We start from the raw sequence: 26,640 nt of genomic DNA on the forward strand, positions 1-26,640 counted from the left end.
TTTGGCTATTCTGGGTGTAAGGATGGCGTCGGACTCAAAATCCCGCCGGTCCCGCTCCGCGCCTAGGGTACAACAAAAAAAGCGGGCGTGAAATTCACGCCCGCTTTTGTGCGCTGGCGACGGGTGGATTAGCCCGCCATGGCGACTTTCTCCGCCTTCCGCTGATAATCCGCCAACTGGTCGAAATTCATATAGCGGTAGGTCTCCCCGGCCTGGGCCGCGAGGCTATCCATATACCCCATATATTCCTCGAACGTGGGAATCCGCCCCAGCACCGAGCAGACCGAGGACAGTTCCGCCGAAGCCAGGAACACCTTGGCCCCCGCGCCCATGCGGTTGGGGAAATTGCGGGTCGAGGTCGAAACCACCGTGGCCCCGTCCGCCACCCGCGCCTGGTTGCCCATGCACAGGGAACAGCCCGGCACCTCGGTCCGCGCCCCGACCTTGCCATAGGTGGCGTAATAGCCCTCGCCGGTGAGTTCGGTCTGGTCCATGCGGGTCGGCGGCACGATCCACAAGCGCCCCGGCACCTGTTTCCCGGATTGCTCCAGGATTTTCCCGGCGGCGCGGAAATGGCCGATGTTGGTCATGCACGAACCCAGGAACACCTCGTCCACAGGCGTCCCGGCCACGGCGGACAAGGGCTTGGCGTCGTCCGGGTCGTTGGGGCAGCACAAGAGCGGTTCCTTGATCTGGTCCAGGTCGATCTCGATCACCTCGGCGTATTCGGCGTCGGCGTCCGGTGCCAACAGCGTAGGGGTAGCCAGCCACTCCTCCATGGCCTGGATGCGGCGGGTCATGGTGCGCACATCGCCGTAGCCTTCCGCGATCATCCATTTCAGCAGGACGATATTCGAGCGCAGGTATTCGGCGATGGGCTCCGGGTTCAGGCGCACGGTGCAGGCGGCGGCGGAACGCTCGGCGGAAGCGTCGGCCAGCTCGAACGCCTGCTCGATCTTGAGATCGGGCAAGCCCTCGATTTCCAGGATGCGGCCATTGAATACGTTCTTCTTGCCCTTCTTCTCGAGGGTCAGGAGGCCGCGCTGGATGGCTTCATAAGGAATGGCGTGGACCAGATCGCGCAGGGTGATGCCGGGCTGCATCTGGCCCTTGAACCGCACCAGCACCGATTCCGGCATATCCAGCGGCATGACGCCGGTGGCGGCGGCGAAGGCCACCAGCCCCGAACCCGCCGGGAACGAAATCCCAATCGGGAAGCGGGTATGCGAATCGCCCCCGGTGCCGACGCTATCGGGCAGCAACATCCGGTTCAGCCAGGAATGGATGATGCCATCGCCCGGACGCAGCGATACGCCGCCCCGGTTCATGATGAAGTCCGGTAAGGTGTGGTGGACCTGCACGTCCACAGGCTTAGGGTAGGCGGCGGTATGGCAGAACGACTGCATCACCAAGTCGGCGGAGAAGCCGAGGCAGGCCAAATCCTTCAACTCGTCGCGGGTCATGGGGCCGGTGGTGTCCTGGGAACCCACGGTGGTCATGTGCGGTTCGCAATAGGTGCCGGGACGCACGCCCGCCACGCCGCACGCCTTGCCGACGATCTTCTGCGCCAGGGTGTAGCCCTTGCCGCTGTCGGCCTGGGGCACGGGACGGCGGAACACGGTCGAAACCTCCAACCCCAACGCCTTGCGGGCGCGGTCGGTGAGGCCACGGCCCACGATCAAGGGGATGCGTCCGCCCGCCTGGGCCTCGTCGAGGATGATGTCGTTCTTGAGCGCGAATTCGCAGACCACTTCGCCGCCGCCGTGGCGCTTGATGATCCCGGCATAGGGATAGATATCGATGACATCGCCGGTCTGGAGTTGGGTGACATCGCACTCGATAGGCAAGGCGCCGGAGTCCTCCATGGTGTTGAAGAAGATCGGCGCGATCTTGCCGCCGATGCAGACGCCGCCGTCGCGCTTATTGGGGACATGAGGGATATCGTTGCCGATGTACCACAGCACCGAGTTGGTGGCGGATTTGCGGGAAGAGCCGGTGCCCACCACATCGCCGACGAAGGCGACCGGGAAACCCTTTTCCTTCAATTCGGCGATCTGGGTTTCGGCGTGGGTCACGCCCTCGCGGGGCACTTTGAGCATGGCCTTGGCGTGCAGCGGAATATCGGGCCTAGACCAAGCGTCCTGCGCGGGCGAGAGGTCGTCGGTGTTGATTTCGCCCGGCACCTTGAACACGGTGACGGTCACGCAGTCCGGCACCTGCGGGCGGCTGGTGAACCATTCGGCCTCGGCCCAGGATTGCAGCACGGCCTGGGCGTTCGCGTTGCCCGCGTTGGCCTTTTCCTGCACATCGTGGAAGGCATCGAACACCAGCAAGGTATGGGACAAGCCCTTCGCCGCGATGGGGCCGAGTTCCGGGCTCTCCAGTAGTTCGATCAAGGGCGCGACGTTGTAGCCGCCCAGCATGGTGCCCAGCAGCTCGGTGGCGCAGGCCGGGGACAGGATCGGCGATACCGATTCGCCCTTGGCGATGGCGGCCAGGAAACCGGCCTTGACGTAGGCGGCTTCGTCCACGCCCGCCGGGACGCGGTTGGCGAGCAAGTCCAGCAAGAACGCCGCCTCGTCCGCCGGGGGATTCTTGATGAGTTCCACCAGCCCGGCGGTCCATTCGGGACTCAAGGGTTTGGGAACCAGTCCTTGCTCCGCCCGTTCGGCGGCGTGTGTGCGGTAGTCTTGCAGCATGTAAAGCCCTATGAGTGGTGATGGGGTCCGGGTTGGGCCGACGGTCCGGCCCAGCCCTGCACCCGGTTATTATATGATTCCACAACCCCCCCGCCATGCCGGAACCATGCCATGAACACCTTGCTTTATACCCACCCCATCTTCCTACACCACGAAACCGGCCTGGGCCATCCCGAAAGCGCCGCCCGCCTGGAATCGATTGCCAAGGCGCTGGAAAGGCCCGAGTTCGCCGCGTTGGACCGGCGGCTAGCGCCCAAGGCCGACCTCGACACCGTGCGGCTGATCCACAGCGAAAAGCACATCAAGCGGGTGTTCGATAGGGTGCCCAAGATCGGCTTCGGCTACCTGGACGCCGACACCATCCTGTCGCCGGAATCGGGCGACGCCGCCTTGCACGCTGTCGGTGCGGCCTGCGCCGCCGTGGACGCGGTGTTCGCCAAGGCGGCGCGGAATGGCTTTTGCGCCCTCCGCCCGCCGGGGCACCATGCCACGCCCGAACAGGCCATGGGCTTCTGCCTGTTCAACAATGTCGCCATCGCCGCCGAACATGCCCGCAAACAACATGGCATCAAGAAGGTGGCGATCCTGGATTTCGATGTCCACCACGGCAACGGTACCCAGGACGCCTTCGCCAAGAACCCGGAAGTCCTGTACGCCTCCACCCATCAATCGCCTTGGTATCCCGATACCGGCCACGCCCATGAAACCGGGGTGGGCAACATCATGAACGCGCCCCTCGCCGCGGGCAGCGGTTCTAAAGAATTCCGCGCCGCCCTCACGGATAGGATGCTGCCTTTCATCGACAAGTTCGCGCCGGAACTGGTGTTGATTTCGGCGGGTTTCGACGCCCACCGCGACGATCCCCTGGGTGAATTGCAGCTTAGCGAGGACGATTACGCCTGGGCCACGGGCGAGTTGATGAAACTCGCCGATAGGCATTGCGGGGGGAGGGTGGTTTCCCTCCTGGAAGGGGGCTATCACCTGGACGCATTGGGCCGCAGCGTGGCGGCGCATGTACGGGCGCTGATGTCGGTGTAGGGCGGATATTGGGGCGTAGCCGGGTAGGGTGGGCACATATTCCGTGCCCACCGCGATGCACGATGATGGTGGGCTACCTGGCTGGGTCCTTCCATCCGGCGCAATACGGCGACCGCCTATCGCGGAGAACCTCATTCCCCCGCCCCGCAAGTCGGGCAATGCGGATTCCTCCGCAATTTCATCTGCCGCCATTCCAGGTTCAGGGCATCGAACAGCAGTAATCGCCCGGATGCCGTCTCGCCGATCCCCAGCAATAATTTCATCGCCTCCAGCGCCTGCATCCCGCCGACGATACCGGGCAGGGGCGCGATGACACCGTTGCGGGCACAGCTGTCCGGCAGTTCCCCTTGCGCCGGATACAGGCAGTTGTAGCACGGGCTGTCGGGCTGCTCCGGGGTGAATACCGCCAGTTGCCCCTCGAAGCGGATCACCGCGCCGGACACCAAGGGCTTCCGGGCCTTGACGCAGGCGGCGTTGACCGCGAACCGGGTGGCGAAATTGTCCGAGCAATCCAACACCACATCCACCGCGGCCACGGCGGCGTCCAGGTCCGCGCCTTCCAGGCGGCGATCCAGGGTGCGGAGCGTGATATCGGGATTGAGCCGGGCCAGGGTCTTGCGGGCCGATTCGACCTTGGGTTCGCCCAGGTTGTCGGTGCCATGGATGATCTGGCGTTGCAGGTTGGAAAGATCGACCCGGTCGTAATCGTTCAGCACCAGTTCGCCGATCCCGGCGGCGGCGAGGTACATGGCGGCGGGCGAACCCAGCCCGCCCAGCCCGATCACCAGGATGCGGGCATTCAGCAGCTTTTGCTGGCCCTCGATATCGATCTGGGGCAACAGGATTTGGCGGCTATATCTCAGGAGTTGATGGTCGTCCATGGAGCTTGATTCGGTCGGTGGTTGGAACGGGGATTATCGGTCGGCGCGGGCCGGGGCGGGAATAGGGCGATCGCTTGCCGCGCCCTGGACGCTGGATTTCGATATCGGTGCCGAAATGACGGGTTTTCCAGCCCCTGGGAATGGTCGCTATTGTTGCGGTACTCGCCACTGTTTCCCGTTTTACGCCACAATAACCGGAATCACCCGTCCGAGGTATGCCCATGATCCAAACCCAGCCCCGAACCCTGCCCAAAGAACTGCACCGCGCCCAGGAGGTGCGGGCCATGGACCGCTACGCCATCGACACCCTGGGCATTCCGGGGCTGGAGCTGATGCATCGGGCCGGGGCCGCCGCTTTCGCCGCGCTGTGCGGGCGTTGGCCCACGGCGCGGACCCTCTCGGCCATTTGCGGGGCCGGCAATAACGGCGGCGATGCCTATGTGGTGGCGCGGCTAGCCCACGCGGCGGGCTGGGATGTCAGGGTCTATCCGGTCGCGCCCTTGGCGGGGCTGAAGGGCGATGCGCTGGCCGCCTATCAAGAATACCGGGCGGCGGGCGGCGCGGTGCTGGATTTCATTCCGGCGGATTTCGAGGGCGCGGAAATCCTGGTGGACGGCCTGTTCGGCACCGGGCTGGACCGCGAGATCGAGGGCTTGTTCGCCGAGGTCGTCCGCGCCGTCAACCGCTTCCGGGGCAAGGTGCTGGCCTTGGATATTCCCTCCGGCCTGTGCGCCGATACCGGGGCGGTGTTGGGCGTGGCGGTGCGGGCGGATGTCACGGTCAGCTTCATCGGCCTGAAACAGGGCTTGTGTACCGGCGAGGGCTTGGAATACGCGGGCGAACTGGTGTTCGCCGATTTGGAGACACCGCCCATGGTGAAACACGCGGTCAAGCCTTCGGCCCTGTTGCTGCCGCCCTTGGCGCAGGGTTTGCCGCCGCGTCCGCGCTACGCCCATAAGGGCCATTTCGGCCACGTGCTGGTGCTGGGCGGCGAACAGGGCTATAGCGGCGCGGCGCGGCTGGCGGCGGAAGCGGCGGCGCGGGTCGGGGCGGGGCTGGTGAGCCTCGCCACCCGCCCGGAACACGCCGCCTTCCTCAACCTGGACCGGCCCGAACTCATGTGCCACGGCGTGGCCCGGCGCGACGAGGTGGAAAACCTCCTGGGCCGGGCCACGGTGGCGGCGGTGGGGCCGGGGCTGGGGCGTTCGGACTGGGCGGCGCTGTTGCTGGATGCCGCCGTGGACAGCGGTTTGCCCTTGGTGGTCGATGCCGATGCCTTGAACCTCCTGGCCGCGCAGCCGCGCCGGTGCGAGCGCTGGGTCTTGACCCCGCATCCGGGCGAGGCCGGGCGCTTGCTCGGGACCGGCACGGCGGCGGTGCAGCGCGACCGCTATGCCGCCGCCCGCGCCTTGCAGGACCGCTATGGCGGCGTGGTGGTGCTGAAAGGCTCGGGCACGCTCATCGCGGGCGCGGACGAATTGCCCAGGGTGTGCATCGCGGGCAATCCCGGCATGGCCAGCGGCGGCATGGGCGATGTGCTGACCGGGGTGGTCGCGGGGTTGTTGGCCCAGGGGTTGGAGCCGCTGGAAGCCGCCACCCTGGGCGTGCGCCTCCATGCCGCCGCCGGCGACGAAGCCGCCCGCGATGGCGAGCGCGGCCTGTTGGCGGGCGATTTGATGACCCCCTTGCGCCGCTGGGTGAACCGATGAACACGGTCCTGGACCTGCCCGACGAGGCCGCCACCCTCGAATTCGCCGCCCGGCTCTACCGCCATCTGCCGCCGGGCTGCCTGGTCTATCTACATGGCAATCTCGGCGCGGGCAAAACCACCTTCGTGCGCGGTTGCCTACGCTCGACCGGCTTCACCGGCGCGGTGAAAAGCCCGACCTTCACCCTGGTCGAGGAATACGCGCTGCCCGACCGTACCCTGTTCCATTTCGACCTGTACCGGCTGAACGACCCGGAGGAATTGGAATGGATGGGCATCCGCGATTATCTCCGGCCCGGAGCCACCTGTTTCATCGAATGGCCCGGACGCGGCGCGGGACTCCTGCCCGGAGCCGACCTGGATATCCGCCTGGAAATCCTGGGGGGAAGCCGCCGCGCCACGCTGGCGGCGGATAGCGAACAGGGCAGGGCGATCCTGGCCGCGTGGGCGGCGGGGTGATGGAACCCGCCGCGGCCAGTTGATTTTGGGCGATAAGTCCCGCTCGAAAGCTTGCGTAGCGCGGAATGCGCCGCTATTTTTCCAAAGCGCTTGACCAGGGGTATCCAACATGAACAAAAAGTCCGTATGGGGTGGTTTGTTGTGGCTCGCCGTGTGGGTGTCCGGGGAGTCCGGCGCGGCGGCGGTCTGGGTGAAATCGGTGCAATGGACGGCGGGGCCGCACCCGCGCCTGATGGTGGATTTCAGCGGGGTGCCGGGATATCGGGTGGCCAGCCTGGGCGGCGACGCGCCGCTCGCCATCGAACTGGCCGATACCGCCCTGGCCGGGGGCTTGGCGCAACCGCCCGCCGCCCATCCGGTCGCGGCCCGGATCGGCTCCCTGCCCGGCAAGGCCAAGGGCAGCCTCCGCCTCCTGGTCGAGACCAAGCGCAACGCCCCCCATCAGGCCCGCATGGAGCAATGGCCCGACCACGCCCGCCTGACCGTGGAATGGGCCGCGTCCGCCGCCCCGGTCCCCGCCGCTGCTTCCACCAATTCCGCCCGCGCCCGTGCCAAACCGGCCCATTCCTTCGTGGTCGCCATCGACGCCGGGCACGGCGGCAAGGACACCGGGGCCATCGGACCCGGCGGTACTTTGGAAAAAAACGTGGTGATGGCGATTGCCCGCAAGCTGGCTGGGTATATCCAGGCCGAGCCGGGGATGAAGGCGGTCTTGGTGCGGCGCGGCGATGAGTTCGTCGATCTGCGTCACCGCGCCGCCATCGCCCGCAAGGTGCGGGCCGATTTGTTCGTGTCCATCCATGCCGACGCCTATACCGACGGCGGGGTGAAGGGTTCCTCGGTGTATACGCTGTCGGAACACGGCGCGTCCAGCGAGGCGGCGCGGTGGCTGGCCGACAGCGAGAACGCCGCCTTGGTGGGCGGCCCCAAGCTCAAGGACAAGAACAAGCTGCTGGCCTCGGTGCTGGTGGACCTGTCCAAGAACGCCACCCTGGACGCCAGCGACAAGGCGGCGGAAAAGGTATTGCGGGAATTGAGGCGGGATTTCGCCGTGCATCACGACGAGGTGCAGAAGGCCGAGTTCGCGGTGCTGAAATCGCTGGACGTGCCGTCCATGCTGGTCGAGACCGCCTTCATCTCCAACCCGGAGGAGGAACGCAACCTGACCAACAACGCCCACCAGGACCGGGTGGCGCGTTCGGTGTTCCGGGGGATCAGGGCGTATTGTGCGGAGTCGCGCCGGGCGGGGGCGGCGGCGGGGTTGCGGGTGGCGGAGGTGCCTTGAGGCGGGCGAAAGAATAAACCGCCGGGGATAGCCTATCTTAGAGGACATCCGGCACATAAACTGCTTACACGGTTTTGGCCTCGATCCGTCTTCCCAGGATCAGGGCGCACGCCAACTGAAGGAAGGCCAGATAGTTGGCTCCCCGGCAGGTGTAGCGGGTTCGGATGGCCCGGAAGCCCTTGAGCCAGGCGAAAGCGCGCTCGACCACCCACCTCCGCGCGGGGTGGGTTGGCTCGGAGTCGCAGGAACGCTTCTCCTCGCCGATCTTGCGGATATGGGGGGTGTAGCCCAGTCCCGCGACTTCCCGCTCGACCCGTTCGTAGCCATACCCTTTGTCCAGGCAAAGATGCCTGGGACTTTGCCCGGCGTCGGCGGGTGCCTCGATCACGGCCGCCTCGACGGTGACCGTCACCAGGCGGCTGTCGTGCACGTTGGCCCCGGCCTGCGCGACGGCGAAAGGCATCCCCTTCCCGTCCACCTGAAGGTGGATCTTGCCACCGCTGCGCCCACGATCCGTGGGATTGCGCCCCAGGCCCTCGTCCTTCTGGCAGCGGGTCTGGCGGACCGGGGCCTGCACCAGGCTGCCGTCCATCGACTGCCAAGCCAGGTCGAACCCCTCGAGTTCCTCGTACTCCGCCGCCGACCAGCGGAACATCTCCTTGAACACGCCGGCGGCAACCCATCTCTGAAAGTGCTCGTGGACCGCGCTTTTCGAGCCGTAGCAGGCCGGCAGGCAATCCCATTGGCAACCGGTCTTGAGCACATACAGAATCCCGTTCATGACCGTCCGGAACTCCAGCGGCTTGGAGCCGCCCGGCCTGCGCCGCTTGAACGGCTCCAACAATGGCTCCACGTGCTCCCACAGCCGGTCCGAGATTTCCAGGCAACTCATGGGTCTCCTCCGCTTCCGCTTCGCAAAAGACGGGTCTTTTAAGCGTTCGCCGCGCAAAGCACAAGATGTGCCGGATGTCCTCTTATCCGGTCGTCCAGCGGGACAAAAGGGCGGGTTCCCCTATGGTTAACCCGCCCCGCAAGCCACTCGTCCTATGGGGTGTTCATCCCCGTCCTGCTATTAGAAACAGGGTATCCAGCGTAAATTGCCGGTTTCGCGTTTGAAACTGATGTGCTTGAGCGACGCCGACAAAAGCTGGGGCAGCGCGACGAATTCAATATTGGATTGCATTAGCCGCTTGATGAGATATTGGGCGGCACCGGTCGTTGTGTCGTTTGCCAGTACATAGGTTGACCAAGTTTCATGGGTGAGCAGAATTATTTTATAGTTCGTTCTGTTGAGGAACGAAGTAACCGCGCCCACCACCCCGAAACCCATCCTATGAGAATGGTAGTTTTCGCTATAGTCATGCCCTAAGAGCAGCCCGCCCGGCTTGAGTTTGGCCGCGTATCCGACCAAATCATTCAAAACCGCCTCATAGTGATGCATGCCATCCACATAAACGAAATCCAATGAGCCGTCTTCGAAATCGGACAAGGCTTCGGCACTGGTTTTTCGATGGAGGATCACTTTTTGTGTGGAGATTTCGGATTTAAACCGTTTGACCACGCCTCGGTGTATTTTATCTTGTTCCACTTGTTGGACGTTGGCCCCGTCGGCGGAATATTCGGCGATTTCAGAAAAGCGCCAAGGATCAATCAAGTGGAGTTGGTTTGGATTTGCGTTTTCGAGAATAATCGCTGAAAAATGGCCGCGCTGAACTCCAATCTCGCAGCCGATAGTGTCCTTGGGCAAGAGCTTGAAAAGTTCCTTACGGTTGGTGATGGCGTAGAAAAATTTATCGTCCATACTCTCTTCTCACTAAGTAATTAAAAACCCATGTGGTTCTGCATATTACCGGATCAATAGCGCATGAATCCTTGCTATCAAACTCTAGCTTCCTGGAGCGGTACCATATACTAAATCGTCAAATCTGGCTTCAAATTTCAGTTTTTCCCACCTATACCGCCTTCAAGCGAAGGCATCGGCTTCGGTGTTAATGGGTTCCGCCAAAGACGCCTTGTACGCTAATGACGAAACATGGAAGGTAGGTTGCTAAAACTATTGCCTCCACCAATAGGCCGTCCTCTTCTCTAACCCGGAATAGAACAAGTGTAATATAAATAGGGCGATTTGGCTAGTGGAGGCAAAATCCACTCGGCAAGCGGTTGGCGCGAATGTGCTCTAATATTGTCGCAGATATGGTGCTGCTGTCTATAAAAGCAGATGTATTTTGCCTTGCCCGCAAATAAGATACTGGATTGGCCGGTGTATTGGGCAAAGTCAGCAATGACTCTGTCGCGAATCGTTTCTCCATCCCGACAATCACCACAAGCGAATGCCGTGCGCTGGTGAGCGCATCCAAACCAAGGGTAATTCCATGGGTATATTCGACCTGGTTGGCCGCTCGGGTATCGGTGGATAGCGCTACGATTCTGGTCGCATTAAGCGAAGCGTGGGGCGATGGTTCGTTAAACCCAATATGGGCGTTGCGTCCAACCCCATGCACCGCGCAGTCAATGCCGCCAAGCCCGTATAACTGGCGCTCGTAGTTTTGGGGCGTAAGCTTAAGTTCCCCGTCGGCATTCAAAAAGGTAATTAACCTTTTGATGCCGAGTGGCTTTATTAGTTCATTATCGAGTTGCCACGCGAAGCTCGTCGGGTTGGCGGGCGGGACACCGTAATATTCATCCATCTGAACGCAAACGACCCTTTGCCAATCCACAGCTCCAGAATATAGCTCGCGCAGTTTGGCCCAAGTGGCGATCAGGGTACGGCCAGCCGATGGAACCCATATACAATAAGGCTTAGTGGACAGCACGTCGCCGATGATAGATACAATCATTCGGGCAACCTCGCTTGCGATAGCGTCAAGATTATCTGAAATATATAGGCTGGGCATGTCATATCCCCTGGCTATCCTGTTTTGAGGATTTGTTGCAAAATCCCGCCGCCAATATCGGATTGCCACAGGGCGATCCCGTTGGCTTCCCCATTAAAACTAGGTTCGCCATATCTTCCGGCCAAGGGGTAGCCAGCGGATAGTCCCATACAATACACATTGCGAATCGGCTTGTTATGCGAATCGAGAACGCGGCTATCGTGGTCAACCAATGGTGCTTTATATGTCAATTGGCTTTTGAGGGCGATTGGGTTGCCTTGGGCATTGAAGAGGGGTAAGGCTCTAGGCCGATAGCCCAAAGCGGCGATGATGATATCCGCTTGTTCCAACACCCGCCTTGCCTCTTGGCTTGAATCACATCCTAGCTTTAATAATTTAATCCGGGTCTCAATTGGCAGACCGCCCAATCCCCATATTCTCCGCATCAATTCCCGTGAGTCGCTACGAAATCCGGCGAGTGGGTATACCCGGCCTGTTTTTGGGCAGATATCTTTCCGTCCGAAATCATAATATCCATCCTGGTGTGCCGCTTCCGGCGAGGAATAAGTCAGCGCGAGTTTGTTCTTATGCAGCACGGTAATCGCGATGTTTTGGGTATTAACATCTTCCAACTTGTTCAGGCAGACCCAAACGGATGAAAGGGCGCTATGCGACCCTCCCACGATGGCTATCCGTGGTTGACGGATATCGCGCAGGCGGGAAGAGAGCAGGCTTGGACCGGCCAAGGCCAAAGCGTGCTTTGATAATATCGTTTTATCCGCGAATCGCGGCAGCAAGGGTTCTCCGCAAACCGGGATCGAATATAACGGCCCTAGCGTTTGGTCGGCACCTGTGGCAAGTATCAATGACTTCGAGTGGAACTTCTGGGTTGTTCCATCGGAGTTTTGACATATCGTCGCCCATGATCCTTGCTCGTCGAGATGCGATGCCATAGCGGTTATGTTTGTAGAAAATATGCCTAGGTTGTTAACCATATCCCAGTGGTGTAGTTCTTTACCGATTTCTGATAAATATTCCGCTGCTATGGTCAGTTCAACTGGGCTGCCGCGAAGGTTGTTGAGGTGTGAGCCCGGATAATAATCCATCAAGTGCCGGAGACTGGGGATGCCCTCGTCATTCGGCGAGGAGATGAAACTATCGGCGAAACTGTCGGAGCGGATCACATAGGTTCCGAGTTCGCCCGCCCCTAATCCTGGAGTTTGCTCTAGAACTTTCATGCCCCGCTGTATCAGCGTTTCTAATAATCCCGCGCGACGGGCTGCGAGCAATATGGATATTCCGGCTGGGCCGCCACCGATAATTAGGGTTGCTAAGGTTTTTTCGTTCATTGTCAATAAATCAAGGTTTTTTGTCAATCAATGAAGACTTTTTTAGGTGATATAAGTAACGGCTATATGCTTTTAACGATTGGGATGTCATGCTGAAAAAAATTATTGATTCAAGTCTGGCTTATTCCAGCTTTGGTGATCCGAGCTTAGCATAAGGTTTCGATGATAATTGACAGGGCTTCGGGGAAAAAACAAGAATCCTGGAGGGCCAAAGGCAACTTCCAGGCAAACGCGGAATACCCGGCCCGGCGACCAATGAAAAAAGCCCCGGTTGTAAAACTGGGGCGTGGGGCTTGTGCCCCAACGAGGAACGGATGCCGCCATCCGTATCGCATCGCTCAGGGTGGGAACATCCATGCCCATTTTTCTTTTTCCGCCGCCGATAGCCCATAGCGCGAAAACATCCCGGCACACCCATCTCCACGCGGTATCCCGGTTGGATTAGCGGAATCCAACCACCCCCAGCCCAAGCAAGCCGCCAACCCTTCCGCCCCCCCTCCCACTAGGCGACAATACCCACCCCACACGAACCACTCCCGGCCCGCCGCCATGCCCATCCGCTTCCTCCCCCCCCAACTCGTCAACCAAATCGCCGCCGGCGAAGTCGTCGAGCGCCCCGCCTCGGCCATCAAGGAATTGGTCGAAAACGCCCTCGATGCCGACGCCCGCCGCGTCGAAATCGAAGTGGAGCAGGGCGGGCTCCGGCTCATGCGGGTCCGCGACGATGGCACCGGCATCCCCAAGGAAGAACTCCCGCTCGCCCTCTCGCGCCACGCCACCAGCAAAATCGCCAGCCTCGACGACCTGGAACGGGTGTCCAGCTTCGGTTTCCGCGGCGAAGCCCTGCCCAGCATCAGTTCGGTGTCGCGCTTGGCCCTGACCTCCCGCACCCGTGGCGAGCGCTGCGCCTTCCGCGTCACTACCGATGGCGGCGAGGCCGATTTCGATGTGCAGCCCGCCTCCCATCCCGAAGGCAGCACGGTCGAAATCCGCGACCTGTTCTACAACACCCCGGCCCGCCGCAAATTCCTGCGCAGCGAGAAGACCGAATTCCAGCACATCGAAACCCTGGTCAAGCGGCTGGCCCTGGCCCGCTTCGGGGTGGGCTTTTCCCTGAGCCATAACCAGCGCAATGTGTTCGACCTGCGCCCGGCTACCACCCAGGCCGATACCGAACTGCGTCTGGCCTTGCTGCTGGGCGGGGAGTTCCTGGCCCAGGCGCTGGCGGTGGAGTTCGAGGCGGCGGGGATGCGGCTCACGGGCTGGGTGGGCTTGCCGACCTTTTCCCGCAGCCAAGCCGATATGCAATATTTCTATGTCAATGGCCGCTCGGTGCGCGACAAGCTGGCGGGCTACGCCATCAAACAGGCGTATCAGGATGTGCTGTACCACGGGCGGCAGCCGGTCTATGTGCTGTATTTGACGCTCGATCCGGCCCTGGTCGATGTCAACGCCCATCCGGCCAAGCTGGAAGTACGGTTCCGCGAACCCGGCATGGTGCATGATTTCCTGTTCCGGGGTTTGCACCGGGCTTTGGGCGAGGCCAAGCCGGGCGCGGGCGTGGGGACGGGTGCCGGATTCGAGGTGGCGGAACCCGTGGCCGCGCAGGGCGGATCGTCCCGCGCCACATCCGGTTCCGGCCTGTACGCCCCGCGCCCATCCACCCCGCTTTCCACCCGCGCCGCCGCCCGCCAAGCCTCCTTACCCTTGAATGTGGCCGAAACCCTCCAAGGCTATGCCGGTTTGTACGGCAAACCGGCCAACACCACCGCCGAAACCCCGGAGTCCGAACCCGCAGCCATGCCGCCCCTAGGCTATGCCGTGGCCCATGTGCATGGCGCGTTCATCCTGGCCGAAAACCGCGAGGGCTTGGTCTTGGTCGATGCCCATGCCGCGCACGAGCGCATCACCTACGAAAAGCTCAAGCGCCAGCACGAGGCCGGGCCGGTGCCCAGCCAGCCTTTGTTATTGCCGCTGCGGTTGAAAGTGACCGGGGCCGAGGCCGAGATGGCGGTCGAGGCCCAGGACGCCCTGGCCGCGCTCGGCATCGAACTCGACCGCGCCGGTCCCGAAACCCTGGTCATCCGCGCCTTGCCCGTGCTGTTGGGCGAAACCGACGGCGAAACGCTGGTGCGCGATGTGTTGGCCGATTTGAACCAGCACGGCCACAGCGCCCGTGTCGAAGCAAGCTTGAATGGCGTGCTGGCGACGGTGGCCTGCCATGGTTCGGTGCGGGCCAACCGCAAGCTCACCCTCCCCGAGATGAACGCCCTGTTGCGGGAAATGGAAGCCACCGAGCGCGGCGGCCAGTGCAACCACGGTCGGCCCACCTGGGTGGTGTTGAGCCTCAAGGAATTGAACGGCTGGTTCGCCAGGGGCCGCTGAGCATGGAACGCCTGCCGCCCGCCCTGGCCCTGATGGGGCCGACCGCTTCCGGCAAGACCCGGCTCGCCATCGCCTTGGCACAAGCGCTGGATGGCGAAGTCATCAGCGTGGATTCGGCCCTGGTCTACCGGGGCATGGATATCGGCACCGCCAAGCCCGACCTCGCAGAGCGGGCGGGCGTGCCCCATCATCTGATCGATATCCTCGACCCGGCGGAGGCGTATTCGACGGGCCGGTTCCGCGAGGACGCCCTGGCCCTGATGCGCGATATCACCGGGCGTGGCAAGCTGCCCATCCTGGCGGGCGGGACCCTGCTGTATTTCAACGCGCTGTTCCATGGGATTTCGGAACTCCCGTCCGCCGACCCGGATATCCGCCGCCAACTCGACGCGGAAGCCGCCGACCGGGGTTGGCCCGAACTGCACGCCGAACTGGCGCGGGTCGATCCCGTAGCCGCCGCCCGCATCCATCCCCACGATCCCCAGCGCATCCACCGGGCTTTGGAGGTGTACCGGATTACCGGCGTGCCGCTCACCGAACTTTGCGCCGCCACCTTGGCCCCGCCGCCACCGTTCGATCTCATCAAGCTGGTGGTGGCACCCGCCGACCGGCCCGCTTTGCACGAGCGTATCCGGCTGCGCTTCCTGGCTATGCTGGAGCGCGGCTTGGTCGAGGAAGTCCGCGCCCTGTACGGACGCGGGGATTTGCAGCCCGGTTTGCCCTCGATCCGGGCGGTGGGCTATCGGCAGGTTTGGGCTTATCTGGCCGGGGAATATGATTGGGAGACGATGGTCGAGCGCGGCGTCATCACGACCCGGCAGTTCGCCAAGCGGCAATTCACTTGGTTGCGGCGGGAAACGGACGCGGCACACTATTTCAGCGAGGATGATCGGCTGGTGGAGCGGGTTTTGGCCGATGTGGCTGGGCGGTTGGAGGCCGCACGATAGTCCGCCTGTGTACAGGGCGGAGCGAGGGCAAAAGCTTTGGATAATCCTATGTGGGGGGCGGTATGCTGCCAAATAAAGATCAAATTTCCCGTCCGGCAAAAAATCAATTTTTTCCTGTTTCGATTGCTGAGATAAAACGGGCGATCCGAGAGTTTTGGTTCGCTTTCTCGGATTATAAAAAACGTATTGATATTAACTAACTTTCCTTTTAAGAACAGATTTGGGGTGCAGGTGGCAAGTATTTATCCCATGGAGGCGTTGATTGTTTTTTCTTTCGATGAAGGCGTTGCGCGCATTCGCGCAAAAGCCGTCGTCCACGCGGTTTTTCATGAGCTTTCAAAGGTTGAAAAACATCAATATTATCGACCGAATTTGCGGGAAATCATATCGTTTCGCGCCTATCTCGCCCCTTTCAATAAGCTGGTTATTACCAAGCGCAAACGTAGGGCCATGCTGGCCAAATATCGGGGCGATGCGAAGTTTTCCAACGCCTTTAAACCCAAGCGGATTTATGTTGACGAAATTCGCCTTTATAGCGTAGATGTCGCTGATTCCAACGTGGAATTTGGCGATTAACTATCCGGCCCCCGTGCAGGATATTCCACCGACTTCGGAACCTTCCTCCATGCACACCCAAATCCTTGCCTGCCTGGACCAAATCGAACACGACCACGGGGTCCGTATCCTTTATGCCGCCGAATCGGGCAGCCGGGCCTGGGGCTTCGCCTCGTCCGACAGCGATTACGATGTCCGTTTCGTCTATATCCGCCCGCTGGAGGATTATTTGTCCATCGCCGCCCAGCGCGATGTGATCGAAGTGCCGATAGATCGCCTGTTGGACGTGAACGGCTGGGATATCCGCAAGGCGCTGGCCTTGTTCCGCAAGAGCAACGCGCCCCTCTACGAATGGCTGCAATCACCCATCGTCTACCGCCGGGATGCGCGGTGCAGCGATCCATGGCTGGCTTTGCTGCCGGATTATTTTTCCCGGCGGGCCGGTTGCCATCATTATTTGTCCATGGCCCGCAACGCCTACGAACACCAACTCCAAGGAGCCCGCGTCCGGCTCAAGCATTATTTCTATGCCCTGCGGCCCTTGCTGGCGGCGGCTTGGATCCTGGAACGGGGTGGCGTGCCGCCGATGGAATTCGCGTCCTTGCGCAGCCAGGTCGCGGATGCGACTGTACAAGCCGCCATCGACGCCTTGCTCGATCTCAAGCGGCGCAGCGACGAGCGGGCGGAAACGGCTCCGGTGCCGGTCCTGCAAGATTTCATCGCCCGCCGCTTGGCCGCGCACCAACAAGACAGCGCGGTGCTGGCTCCGCATAGCGGGGCGGAGGAACCCTTGAACCGGCTATTCAGGAGCCTGCTATTGCCATGAATTACCAACGCCTGCGGGACAACCGGGATTGCCTGTTGTTGGAGGCCGTAAGCGGCAGCCGGGCCTATGGACTGGCCACGCCCGAATCCGACACCGACCTCAGGGGGGTGTTCATCCTGCCAAAGCGGGAGTTCTATGGATTCGGCTACACCGAACAGGTGAGCAATCCGAGTCAGGACGAAACCTATTACGAGCTGAAGCGCTACGCCGAACTGCTCTGCCGCAACAACCCCAACCTATTGGAATTGCTCGCCACCCCATCCGATTGCCTGCGCTACCGGCATCCCTTGATGGAACGGTTCACGCCGGAGCTATTCCTGAGCAAGCTGTGCGAACAGAGCTTCGCCGGCTACGCGCAGTCGCAAATCCGCAAGGCGCGTGGACTGAACAAGAAGATCGTCCGCCCCATCGAACCGGGGCGTAAAAGCTTGCTCGACTTCTGCCATATGGCCGAGGGCCAGGGCAGCGTGCCCCTGCTCGAATGGCTGGAGCGCCGGGGCTGGCGGCAAGAGGATTGCGGGCTCGCGGCCATCCCCCATTTCCGCGACGGTTACGCGCTGTTCCACGAGGACGGCCCGGAACGGCGCTTCCGGGGCATCGTTTCGGGACCGGAGGCGCAGGAAGTCAGCCTCAGCAGCATTCCAAAGGCTTCGAACCCCGCCGGTTTGCTGCACGTCAACAAGGATGGCTATTCGGCCTATTGCCGCGAGTATCGGGAATACTGGGATTGGGTGGCCAAGCGCAACGAGGCCCGCTACCGTGGCACCTTGGAACACGGTAAGCACTACGACGCCAAAAATATGATGCACACCTTCCGGCTGCTGCACATGGCCTTGGAAATCGCCACCGAGGGCCGGGTCAACGTGCGCCGCCCCGACCGGGAATTCCTGCTCGCCATCCGCCGGGGGGAATTCGACTATGACGAACTGGTCCGCCGCGCCGACGATAAGCTGGCGGAAATCCACGCCGCCTATGCCGTTTGCCCCCTGCCCGCACAACCCGACGCGGCGGTGGTGGAAGCGGTTTTGGTCGAGGTGCGGGAGGCCGTTTATGCCGCCAGCCCCGGCCCACGATGACTGCGGACCCGCTGTTCACCGAAGGCAACCGCCTGATGGCGGCGGGCGAGGCCGAAGCCGCCGAGCGCTGTTTCCGGCTCGCCCTCGCGCTCCGGCCCGATTTCCCGGAAGCGCTGACCAACCTGGGTTTGCTACGCGAACAAGCCGGGGCGCTGGACGAGGCCGAAGCCTGCCACCGCCGCGCCATCGCCCTGCGTCCCGACCAAGCCTGTTTGCAGCTCAACCTGGGCGTCATGCTGATGAACGCCCGCCGCTATCCCGCAGCCGAAACCCACCTCCGCCAAGCCTTGGACCTCGCGCCCGACTCGGCGGCGGCGTGGTCCAACCTGGGCGTGTTGATGATCCGCACCCAGCGCGAGGACGCGGCGGAACGCTGTCTCCGCACCGCCATCGGCTTGGACCCGGCTTACGCCAAGGCCCGTTTCAATCTGGCCTATGGGCTGCTGCGGCAAGGACGCTATGAAGAAGGCTGGGAATGCCTGGAAGCCCGCGATTGGTATGCCATGCTGGACCGGCATTTCACCTGTCCGCGCTGGCGGGGCGAGGACTTGGCGGGCAAGTCGCTCTTGATCGGACTCGAAGCCGGCCACGGCGACATGATCCAGTTCTGCCGCTACGGGCCGCTGCTGAAACGGATGGGCGCGGCGCGGATCACGGTGCTATGCCATCCCGGCTTGAAAACCCTGTTCGCCACCTTGTCCGGCATCGACGAAGTTGTTTCGGTCGCGGAGGATGTGCCCGCCGCGGGCTGGGATTGCTGGACGCCGCCCTTGAGCCTGCCTTATCACTGCCGGACCCGCCTCGATAGCATTCCCGCGCCGATTCCCTATCTATCCGCCGATCCGGCACGGGTCGCGCGTTGGTCGCCGCGCTTGCCGCAAGGGAAGCGGGTCGGCTTGGTCTGGAAAGGCAATTCCCGCTTCGAGAACGACGCGGAGCGGTCTTTGCCTGCGCTGGACCCGCTCGCCCCGCTGGGCCAAGTGCCCGGCATCCAGTTCGTGAGCCTGCAAAAAGGCGCGGGCGAGGACGAAGCCTTGAATCCGCCCTCGGGGTTCAATCTGTTGGCCTTGGGCCATGAATTGGCCGATTTCGCCGATACCGCCGCCGTGCTGGCGGGCCTCGATTTGGTCATTAGCGTCGATACCGCCGTGGCCCATCTGGCCGGGGCGATGGGCAAGCCCTGTTGGGTATTGCTGCCCGACCATATGACCGATTGGCGCTGGCTGAAGGACCGGCTGGATTCGCCCTGGTATCCCGGCACGATGCGGCTGTTCCGCCAGCCCACAGGGGGCGGGTGGATTCCGGTGGTCGCGGCGGTGGCCCAAGCCTTGGCCGCGTGGTCGGAAAACACGCCCTTTCCCCGGTAGGTGCGATTACCTAAGCCCCGGCATCGCCCGAACATCCCCGTTCTCCGCACAGTCTGAACCCTAACGAGTCGCCCGGATTCCGTTGCACCCTATCCGGGCCACTTCGATCATGCGATAAAACCGGCCCGGCACAACGCGGGCCTTGTGATCAACAAGGGAAGGAATAGCTATGGATCAACAGCGATTGGCGCGGGGTTTGGGCTGGTTCAGCATCGGCCTGGGGTTGATAGAGATGGTGGCTCCGAGGCAGATCGCCAGAGGGCTGGGCCTGCCCGGCCAGCAGGGTTTGATTCGGGTTTATGGCTTGCGCGAATTCGTCAGCGGCCTGGGGATATTGTCGGGCAAGAACACCGGCGGATGGATTTGGGCGCGGGTCGGCGGCGACGCGTTGGATTTGGCCGTGTTGGGTCAAGCCCTGGCCCAGGATAATCCGCGCCGCGATGCGGCCATGGTGGCGACGGCGGCGGTGGCCGGCGTGACCTTGTTGGACGTGGTCTGCGGCCTGCAAGTCCAACAGGATATCGATACTTCCGGCGGCGTCCTGCATCTGGAAAAAAGCATCACCATCGACCGTTCCCCGGACGACCTCTATGCCTATTGGCGGGATTTCGAGAACCTGCCGAACATCATGCGACACCTCGTCTCCGTCCGCGCCGACCCGGCGGGCCGCTCGCATTGGGTGGCGCGGGCACCCTTGGGCCGTACATTGGAATGGGACGCCGAGATCAGCCTCGACCGTCCGGGCCAACTCATCGCTTGGCATTCGCTGCCGGGTTCGGACGTGGACCATATGGGTTCGGTGGGTTTCAATCCCGCGCCGGGGGGGCGCGGTACCGTGGTCCGGGTGGAAATGACCTATACCCCGCCCGCCGGAAGGATCGGCGCGACCCTCGCCAAGCTGTTCGGCGAAGGGCCGGAGCAACAGGTCGCGGTGGATTTGCAGCATTTCAAGCAATGGATGGAAACCGGCGAAATCGCCCGCATCGAGGGCCAGTCCGCCGGACGCCCGCAATCAATATCCAAGTACGAGCATTTCCTACACCATTGAGCCAGGGAGACGGCCATGAAAGCGACCTGTTGGTTCGGCAAGCACGATATCCGGGTGGAAGAAGTGCCCGACCCGCGCATCCTCAATCCCCGCGACGCCATCGTCCGCGTCACCTCCACCGCGATTTGCGGTTCCGACCTGCATCTTTATAACGGCTTCATGCCGATGATGGAGCAGGGCGATATCCTGGGCCATGAATTCATGGGCGAGGTGGTCGAGGTCGGCGGCGGGGTTGCCAACCTGAAAGTGGGCGACCGGGTGGTGGTACCGTTCCCGATTGCCTGCGGCCAGTGCTTTTTCTGCCGCAAGGAATTGTATTCGCTGTGCGAGAACTCCAACCCGAATGCCTCGATCGCGGAAAAGCTGTGGGGCCATTCGCCCGCCGGGATTTTCGGCTATTCGCATGTGGTGGGTGGCTACGCCGGCGGACAAGCGGAATATGCGCGGGTGCCGTTCGCCGATGTCGGCCCGATCAAGATCGAGAACGGCTTCGACGACGAGCAGGTGCTATTCCTGTCGGATATTTTCCCCACGGCCTATATGGCGGCGGAAGCTTGCGCCATCCAGCCGGGCGATACCGTGGCGGTCTGGGGTTGCGGGCCGGTCGGCCAACTCGCCATCAAGAGCGCCAAGCTGTTCGGGGCCGAGCGGGTGATCGCCATCGACCGGCTACCCGAACGCCTGGCCATGGCGCGCGAGGAGAGCGGGGCGGAAACCTTGAACTATGAGGAAGTCGATGGCGTGGTCGAGGCGCTGAAGGAACTGACCGGCGGACGCGGCCCGGATGCCTGCATCGATGCCGTGGGCCTGGAAGCGCATGGCCACGGCGTCCAATATGCCTACGACCGTGCCAAGCAAGCCGCGATGCTGGAAACCGACCGGCCCATCGTCCTGCGCGAGGCCATCATGGCCTGCCGCAACGGCGGCACGGTGTCGGTGCCGGGCGTGTATGGCGGTTTCATCGACAAATTCCCCATGGGCGCGTTGATGAACCGCTCGCTCACCCTCAAGACCGGGCAGACCCATGTCCAGCGCTACCTGCATCCCTTGCTGGATAAGATCGCCCAGGGCGAGATCGATCCCAGTTTCATCGTCACCCACCGCATGTCGCTGGAAGACGCGGCCGAGGGCTACGAAATCTTCGACCGCAAGCAGGACGAGTGCATCAAGGTGGTGTTGAAACCCTAATGGGGGCGTAGTGGGCATGCGTTGGAGGGTCATGGGGTTATAGCGGCGGAATACGATAGTACGTGGGCGGTCATCCTCTGGCGGCGTGGTCCGGGGGCGGCTATGTCGTCGGCCACGCCGTGACGGTGGACGGCGGGATGACGGTCGTATAAGGTGCGGCTTCACCATTCGGGAGTACGCCATGACCACACTCGACATCAACGGTAGCGCGGCCCGCGTCGACGCCGCGGCGGACACGCCCTTGTTATGGGTGTTGCGGGATGAACTACAGCTCACCGGCACCAAATATGGCTGCGGCCAGGGCTTGTGCGGCGCTTGCACCGTCCATCTAGCGGGCCAGCCGGTGCGTTCTTGCATTACCCCGCTGGCGGCCGCCGTCGGCAAGAAGATCGTCACCATCGAAGGCATCGGCCAGGGCCGCGCCGCCCAGGCGGTGCTGGAATCCTGGAAGCGCCTGGATGTCGTGCAATGCGGCTATTGCCAGCCCGGCCAGATCATGGGCGCGGTGGCCTTGCTCGAAAAGAACCCCAAGCCCTCCGATGCCGATATCGACGCCGCCATGGGCGGCAACCTCTGCCGCTGCGGCACCTATGTCCGCATCCGCGCCGCGATCCACGCGGCGGCCCAGGCCTTGGCTTGATGGAGCCACCCCCATGAACCAGACGATCCGCATTGAAAACGCGAGCCGCCGCCGCTTCCTGCAACAAGCCGCCGGTTTGACGCTGGCCATCTATGTGCCGGACAGCCCCGGCGCGGCCAGGAAATCCGCGGCCCCCGGCCCGGCTCCGGCCTTTGAACCGAATGCGTTCCTGAGGATAGCCAGCGACAACACCGTCACCGTCATCGCCAAGCATCTGGAAATGGGGCAGGGGAGTTATACCGGGCTCGCCACCCTGGTCGCCGAGGAACTGGATGCCGCATGGTCGCAGGTGCGGGTCGAAGGCGCGCCGGCCGACGCCAAGCGCTTCAACAACCTCGCCTGGGGCAAGGCCCAAGGCACCGGCGGCAGTTCGGCCATCGCCAATTCCTATGAGCAAATGCGCAAAGCCGGTGCCTCGGCCCGCGCCATGCTGGTGGCGGCGGCGGCCCGGCAGTGGCGGGTTCCGGCGCGGGAGATCGAGGTCGGCGAGGGCGTCGTGGCGCACCCGCCCACGCGGCGCAAAGCCAGCTTCGGCGAATTGGCGGGGATCGCCGCCACCCTGCCGGTCCCCGCCGATGTCACGCTGAAAGACCCCAAGGATTTCAAGCTGGTCGGCAAGCACGCGCCGCGCAAGGATACCGGGGACAAGATCAACGGCCAGGCGCGGTTCACCCAGGATGTGCATCTGCCGGGGATGTTGACCGCGGTCGTCGCCCGCCCGCCGCGGTTCGGTGCCCAGGTCAAATCCTTCGACGCGACCCAGGCCAAGGCGGTCCGGGGCGTGGTGGAGGTGGTCCGGGTTCCCACCGGCGTGGCCGTGCTGGCCCAGGACACCTGGAGCGCGAAACAAGGGCGCGATGCGCTGGCGGTCGAGTGGGACGAATCCGCCGCGTTCAAGCTCGGCAGCGACGAGATTTTCGCCCGCTACCACGAACTCGCGAAAACGCCCGGTGCCGTCGCCCGCAAGGAGGGCGATCCCGACGCCGCTTTCGCCGCGGCGAAGCGCGTGCTGCGGGCGGCCTACGATTTCCCCTATCTGGCCCATGCCGCCATGGAACCGATGAACTGCGTGGTGCGGCTGGCCAAGGACGCTTGCGAAATCTGGAACGGCGAGCAGATGCAAACCGCCGACCAGAACAAGGTCGCCGAACGCCTGGGCCTCAAGCCCGAACAGGTGGCGATCCACATGCTGTACGCCGGGGGCAGCTTTGGCCGCCGGGCCAGCAAGGATGCGGACTATGTCATCGAAGCCGTCGCCATCGCCCAGGCCATCGGGGGCCGCGCCCCGGTCAAGCTGGTGCGGCTGCGCGAGGACGATATGAAGGCCGGTTATTACCGCCCGGCCTTCCACCATGCGCTGGAAGCCGCCCTCGACGCCCAGGGCCGACTGGTCGGTTGGCGGCACCGCTTGGTCGGCCAATCGATCCTGGCCGGTTCCCCCCTCGCCGAATATATCGAGGATGGCATCGATCCCACCTCGGTCGAAGGTGCCGCCAATCTGCCCTACGCGGTCCCCCACCTGCGGGTCGAACTCCACACGCCCACGGATATCGGCGTGCCGGTGCTGTGGTGGCGCTCGGTCGGCTCGACCCACACCGCCTATTCCACCGAGACCTTCATCGACGAGATCGCGGTCGCGGCCGGCCAAGACCCGCTGGCCTTCCGCCTCGGGCTGCTGGCACAGCAACCGCGCCATATCGCCGTGCTGAAGCTCGCCGCCGAACAAGCCGGTTGGGGCAAACCGCTGGCCCCCGCCGCCAACGGCGGACGGCGGGGCCGGGGCGTGGCGGTACACGAGTCGTTCAGCACGGTGGTCGCGCAGGTCGCGGAAGTCACGGTCCAGCCCGATGGCGGCATCAAGGTCGACCGGGTCGTCTGCGCGGTCGATTGCGGCGTCGTCGTCAATCCCGACAACGTGCGCGCCCAGGTCGAAGGCTCGGTGGGCTTCGCGCTGTCGGCGTTCCTGCGCGGCGCGATTACGCTCAAGGCCGGGGTCGTCGAGCAAACCAATTTCCATGATTACGCGCCGCTCCGCATCGACGAAATGCCACGGGTCGAGGTGCATCTCGTGCCCTCGGCGGAGAAGCCGACCGGCATCGGCGAACCCGGCGTGCCGCCCTTGGCCCCGGCGGTCGCCAACGCCATCGCCGCCGCCACCGGCCAGCGGGTCCGGCGCTTGCCGCTGGACACCGAGGCGCTGAAAGCCTGATGGACAGCGTCGATCTGCAAGTGCTGGCGGCGGCCCGGCGCTGGGCCGCCGAGGGCAGGCGCTTCGCCTGGGTCACGGTGGCCCGGACCTGGGGTTCGGCCCCACGTCCGCCCGGTTCCTGGCTGGCGCTGCGCGAGGATGGCCGGGTGGAGGGGTCGGTTTCCGGCGGCTGCGTCGAGGACGACCTCATCGCCCGGATGCGCGGGAACCGTCTCGGCGGCGGCCAGCCCTTCGTATTGGCCTACGGCGTGACCCAGGAAGAAGCGGCGCGCTACGGCCTGCCTTGCGGCGGCACATTGGAACTCGTGGTCGAGCCGTCGCCCGACCCGGCGCAATTGGAGGAGTTGGCGGCCCGGCTGGGCCAGCGCCAACTGACCCAGCGGCAGGTGGATATCGCCAGCGGCACCGTGGTCATCGTCGCCGCCGAGCGCGGCGACGCGCTGTCCTGGGATGGCGGGCGCTTGACGACCGTGCATGGTCCCCGCTGGCGCTTGCTCATCATCGGGGCCGGCCAGGTCTCCCGTTATCTCGCGCACATGGCGCTGGCGCTGGATTACGAGATCGTGGTCTGCGATCCGCGCAAGGAATACGGTCCGGGTTGGGATGTGCCCGGTACGCGGCTAGTCACCACCATGCCCGACGATACCTTGTTCGCCCTGGAACCGGATGCGCGGCTGGCCGTCGTGGCGCTGACCCACGATCCCAAGCTGGACGACATGGTGCTGATGGAAGCCCTCAAACTACCGGCGTTCTACATCGGGGCCATCGGCTCGCGCTTGAACAACGCCAAACGGCGCGACCGGCTGGCGCGCTATTTCGAGCTTTCCGAGCAAGAGCTGGCCCGTCTGCGCGGGCCGGTGGGACTCGCCATCGGCAGCCGCACGCCGCCCGAGATCGCGCTGGCGATCCTCGCCGAGATGACGGCGGTCAAGAACGGGGTGGCCGTGCCGCTGCGGGACGCGGGCGCGGTTGCGGAACCGTGAGGTGGGCGGACGTTATGGAACCCATCGTCGGATTGCTGCTCGCCGCCGGTGACAGCCGCCGCTTCGGTGGCGATAAGCTGCTGCATCCGCTACCCGGCGGGGAAGCCATCGCCGCCGCGAGCGCGCGGCGCTTGGCGGCGGCGGTGGATCGCGCCATCGTCCTGGTCCGTCCCGGCCAACCGGCGTTGCGCGGGGCGCTCGCCCCGCTCGGGGTCGAAATCGTCGAGGTGGCGGACGCCGGGAACGGTATGGGCGCGACGCTGGCGGCCGGTGTACGGGCGGTACCCCAGGCCGGGGGCTGGTTGGTGGCCCTCGGCGACATGCCCTACCTCCGGGAGGAGACCCTGGGCGGTGTCGCCGCCGCGCTGCGTGCCGGGGCTGCCATCGCCGCGCCTTATCACGGGGGGCGGCGCGGCCATCCGGTGGGTTTCGCCAAACGGTGGTTCGATGCGCTGGCCGCGCTCTCGGGCGACGAAGGTGCCCGGAACCTGCTACGGACCCAGGGTGAGGCCATCGTCCGCTTGGAGGTGGATGACCCTGGTTGCCTGTTCGATGTGGATGTGCCGGGCGACCTGGAAAAGCCGGGGGATTTTGTCAGCTGCGGCGCGTCCATGGTGATTTCCTCCAAGGGCGCCGCGCCAAACGCCGGGACCAAGTGGCGCTGAATCGCGCCCCAGGGCTTCGAGGGGTCTTTCCAATTCTTTTCCAGGCGTTCGCCAAGGTCGTCCGGTTTCCCCGCGCCCGCGCCCGCGCCCGCGCCCGCGCAAGCGACAGGTCGGGAGTGGCCCAGGCGGTATTTCACCTTCAGGCCGCGGTAGGCGTACACCCACACCATTTCGCCGCCCGCACGGACGATCGAGGCCAAGCCCCGCCCGTCCGCAAGCTGGAAATCCTTGGCGGCGGGTTTGGCTTTTTTGCTTATGAATAAGTGGGTTGGCTTGATTTTGTCCCCGTGATTTCAAGAAAAGCGCCCCAGGATCATGGCGCGGGGACCATCGGGGGACGGACAAGGCCGGATCCGAGCGGATCATAGCGGACGTGGGCGGACATTAAAAAGGCCGCAAGCCTTGATTTTTCAAAGCTTTGCGGCCTTTACCGGACTCAGCTAGCCACAGGCTGTAGTG

General features: G+C 63.5%; 22 protein-coding genes. 16 read left to right on the plus strand and 6 right to left on the minus strand.

Annotated elements, in window-relative coordinates; genetic code table 11:
* Nucleotides 1-128: 128 nt before the first annotated feature.
* Entirely contained in the window at nucleotides 129-2,699 is a 2,571-nt protein-coding gene (gene acnB, locus K5658_RS07665) for a bifunctional aconitate hydratase 2/2-methylisocitrate dehydratase (protein ID WP_221066358.1), read from the minus strand.
* Between the two features lie 111 nt (nucleotides 2,700-2,810).
* Between acnB and K5658_RS07670 the strand changes: the two genes are divergently transcribed.
* On the plus strand, nucleotides 2,811-3,737 hold the full coding sequence (locus K5658_RS07670) for a histone deacetylase family protein (RefSeq protein ID WP_221066359.1): 927 nt from the start codon (nucleotides 2,811-2,813) through the stop codon (nucleotides 3,735-3,737).
* Nucleotides 3,738-3,868: 131 nt separating this feature from the next.
* On the opposite strand, the gene K5658_RS07675 is transcribed toward K5658_RS07670, so the two are convergent.
* Entirely contained in the window at nucleotides 3,869-4,618 is a 750-nt protein-coding gene (locus K5658_RS07675; RefSeq protein WP_221066360.1) for a HesA/MoeB/ThiF family protein, read from the minus strand.
* 221 nt (nucleotides 4,619-4,839) lie between these two features.
* On the opposite strand from K5658_RS07675, the gene K5658_RS07680 reads away from it, so the two are divergent.
* From K5658_RS07680 to K5658_RS07690, 3 genes are all read left to right on the plus strand, one after another.
* Nucleotides 4,840-6,327 carry an NAD(P)H-hydrate dehydratase gene (locus K5658_RS07680; RefSeq protein ID WP_221066361.1) on the plus strand — a complete coding sequence of 496 codons (1,488 nt, stop codon included), beginning with the start codon at nucleotides 4,840-4,842 and terminating at the stop codon, nucleotides 6,325-6,327.
* Entirely contained in the window at nucleotides 6,324-6,785 is a 462-nt protein-coding gene (gene tsaE / locus K5658_RS07685; RefSeq protein WP_221066362.1) for a tRNA (adenosine(37)-N6)-threonylcarbamoyltransferase complex ATPase subunit type 1 TsaE, read from the plus strand. Before K5658_RS07680 ends, tsaE begins: the two co-directional genes overlap by 4 nt.
* A gap of 109 nt (nucleotides 6,786-6,894) precedes the next feature.
* On the plus strand, nucleotides 6,895-8,070 hold the full coding sequence (locus tag K5658_RS07690; protein ID WP_221066363.1) for an N-acetylmuramoyl-L-alanine amidase family protein: 1,176 nt from the start codon (nucleotides 6,895-6,897) through the stop codon (nucleotides 8,068-8,070).
* Between the two features lie 64 nt (nucleotides 8,071-8,134).
* Here K5658_RS07690 and K5658_RS07695 read toward each other — a convergent pair whose 3' ends face one another.
* The 4 genes from K5658_RS07695 to K5658_RS07710 all read right to left on the minus strand — a co-directional run bounded on the left by K5658_RS07695 (nucleotide 8,135) and on the right by K5658_RS07710 (nucleotide 12,292).
* Nucleotides 8,135-8,962 carry an IS5 family transposase gene (locus K5658_RS07695; RefSeq protein WP_221066364.1) on the minus strand — a complete coding sequence of 276 codons (828 nt, stop codon included), beginning with the start codon at nucleotides 8,960-8,962 and terminating at the stop codon, nucleotides 8,135-8,137.
* Between the two features lie 180 nt (nucleotides 8,963-9,142).
* A complete protein-coding gene (locus K5658_RS07700) occupies nucleotides 9,143-9,871 on the minus strand; it encodes a class I SAM-dependent methyltransferase (RefSeq protein WP_221066365.1) in 729 nt (242 codons plus the stop codon).
* A gap of 328 nt (nucleotides 9,872-10,199) precedes the next feature.
* Nucleotides 10,200-10,964, minus strand: coding sequence for a 6-phosphogluconolactonase (locus K5658_RS07705; RefSeq protein ID WP_221066366.1), 765 nt, complete (start codon nucleotides 10,962-10,964; stop codon nucleotides 10,200-10,202).
* A 14-nt stretch (nucleotides 10,965-10,978) separates the two neighbouring features.
* Nucleotides 10,979-12,292: an FAD-dependent oxidoreductase gene (locus K5658_RS07710; protein ID WP_221066367.1), complete on the minus strand. Its 1,314-nt coding sequence runs from the start codon at nucleotides 12,290-12,292 to the stop codon at nucleotides 10,979-10,981.
* Nucleotides 12,293-12,841: 549 nt separating this feature from the next.
* Here K5658_RS07710 and mutL point away from each other — a divergent pair.
* The 12 genes from mutL (at nucleotide 12,842) to K5658_RS07770 (ending at nucleotide 26,181) form a co-directional block, all read left to right on the plus strand.
* Entirely contained in the window at nucleotides 12,842-14,677 is a 1,836-nt protein-coding gene (gene mutL, locus K5658_RS07715; RefSeq protein WP_221066368.1) for a DNA mismatch repair endonuclease MutL, read from the plus strand.
* Between the two features lie 2 nt (nucleotides 14,678-14,679).
* Complete coding sequence (gene miaA / locus K5658_RS07720; protein WP_246628594.1) at nucleotides 14,680-15,624, plus strand: tRNA (adenosine(37)-N6)-dimethylallyltransferase MiaA; 945 nt, start codon at nucleotides 14,680-14,682, stop codon at nucleotides 15,622-15,624.
* 249 nt (nucleotides 15,625-15,873) lie between these two features.
* Nucleotides 15,874-16,200 (plus strand): hypothetical protein, encoded by a 327-nt coding sequence (locus K5658_RS07725; RefSeq protein ID WP_221066369.1) that lies wholly within the window; start codon nucleotides 15,874-15,876, stop codon nucleotides 16,198-16,200.
* A 49-nt stretch (nucleotides 16,201-16,249) separates the two neighbouring features.
* Nucleotides 16,250-17,005: a nucleotidyltransferase domain-containing protein gene (locus K5658_RS07730; protein ID WP_221066370.1), complete on the plus strand. Its 756-nt coding sequence runs from the start codon at nucleotides 16,250-16,252 to the stop codon at nucleotides 17,003-17,005.
* On the plus strand, nucleotides 17,002-18,081 hold the full coding sequence (locus K5658_RS07735; protein ID WP_221066371.1) for a DNA polymerase beta superfamily protein: 1,080 nt from the start codon (nucleotides 17,002-17,004) through the stop codon (nucleotides 18,079-18,081). The genes K5658_RS07730 and K5658_RS07735 overlap by 4 nt, the downstream gene beginning before the upstream one ends.
* Complete coding sequence (locus K5658_RS07740; protein ID WP_221066372.1) at nucleotides 18,078-19,448, plus strand: tetratricopeptide repeat protein; 1,371 nt, start codon at nucleotides 18,078-18,080, stop codon at nucleotides 19,446-19,448. The genes K5658_RS07735 and K5658_RS07740 overlap by 4 nt, the downstream gene beginning before the upstream one ends.
* A gap of 169 nt (nucleotides 19,449-19,617) precedes the next feature.
* Nucleotides 19,618-20,496: an SRPBCC family protein gene (locus tag K5658_RS07745; RefSeq protein WP_221066374.1), complete on the plus strand. Its 879-nt coding sequence runs from the start codon at nucleotides 19,618-19,620 to the stop codon at nucleotides 20,494-20,496.
* A 15-nt stretch (nucleotides 20,497-20,511) separates the two neighbouring features.
* The gene (locus tag K5658_RS07750) at nucleotides 20,512-21,684 is read left to right on the plus strand and encodes a zinc-dependent alcohol dehydrogenase (protein WP_221066375.1); all 1,173 of its coding nucleotides are present in this window, start codon (nucleotides 20,512-20,514) and stop codon (nucleotides 21,682-21,684) included.
* 181 nt (nucleotides 21,685-21,865) lie between these two features.
* Nucleotides 21,866-22,324, plus strand: a complete 459-nt coding sequence (locus K5658_RS07755; protein WP_221066376.1) for a (2Fe-2S)-binding protein — start codon at nucleotides 21,866-21,868, stop codon at nucleotides 22,322-22,324.
* A gap of 13 nt (nucleotides 22,325-22,337) precedes the next feature.
* The gene (locus K5658_RS07760; RefSeq protein ID WP_221066377.1) at nucleotides 22,338-24,533 is read left to right on the plus strand and encodes a xanthine dehydrogenase family protein molybdopterin-binding subunit; all 2,196 of its coding nucleotides are present in this window, start codon (nucleotides 22,338-22,340) and stop codon (nucleotides 24,531-24,533) included.
* Nucleotides 24,533-25,516, plus strand: coding sequence for an XdhC family protein (locus tag K5658_RS07765; RefSeq protein ID WP_221066378.1), 984 nt, complete (start codon nucleotides 24,533-24,535; stop codon nucleotides 25,514-25,516). Before K5658_RS07760 ends, K5658_RS07765 begins: the two co-directional genes overlap by 1 nt.
* A 14-nt stretch (nucleotides 25,517-25,530) precedes the next feature.
* Nucleotides 25,531-26,181: a nucleotidyltransferase family protein gene (locus tag K5658_RS07770; protein ID WP_221066379.1), complete on the plus strand. Its 651-nt coding sequence runs from the start codon at nucleotides 25,531-25,533 to the stop codon at nucleotides 26,179-26,181.
* The last annotated feature ends 459 nt before the right edge of the window (nucleotides 26,182-26,640 follow it).

The sequence above is a fragment of the Methylomagnum ishizawai genome (genome assembly GCF_019670005.1).
Classification (GTDB): Bacteria; Pseudomonadota; Gammaproteobacteria; order Methylococcales; family Methylococcaceae; genus Methylomagnum; species Methylomagnum ishizawai.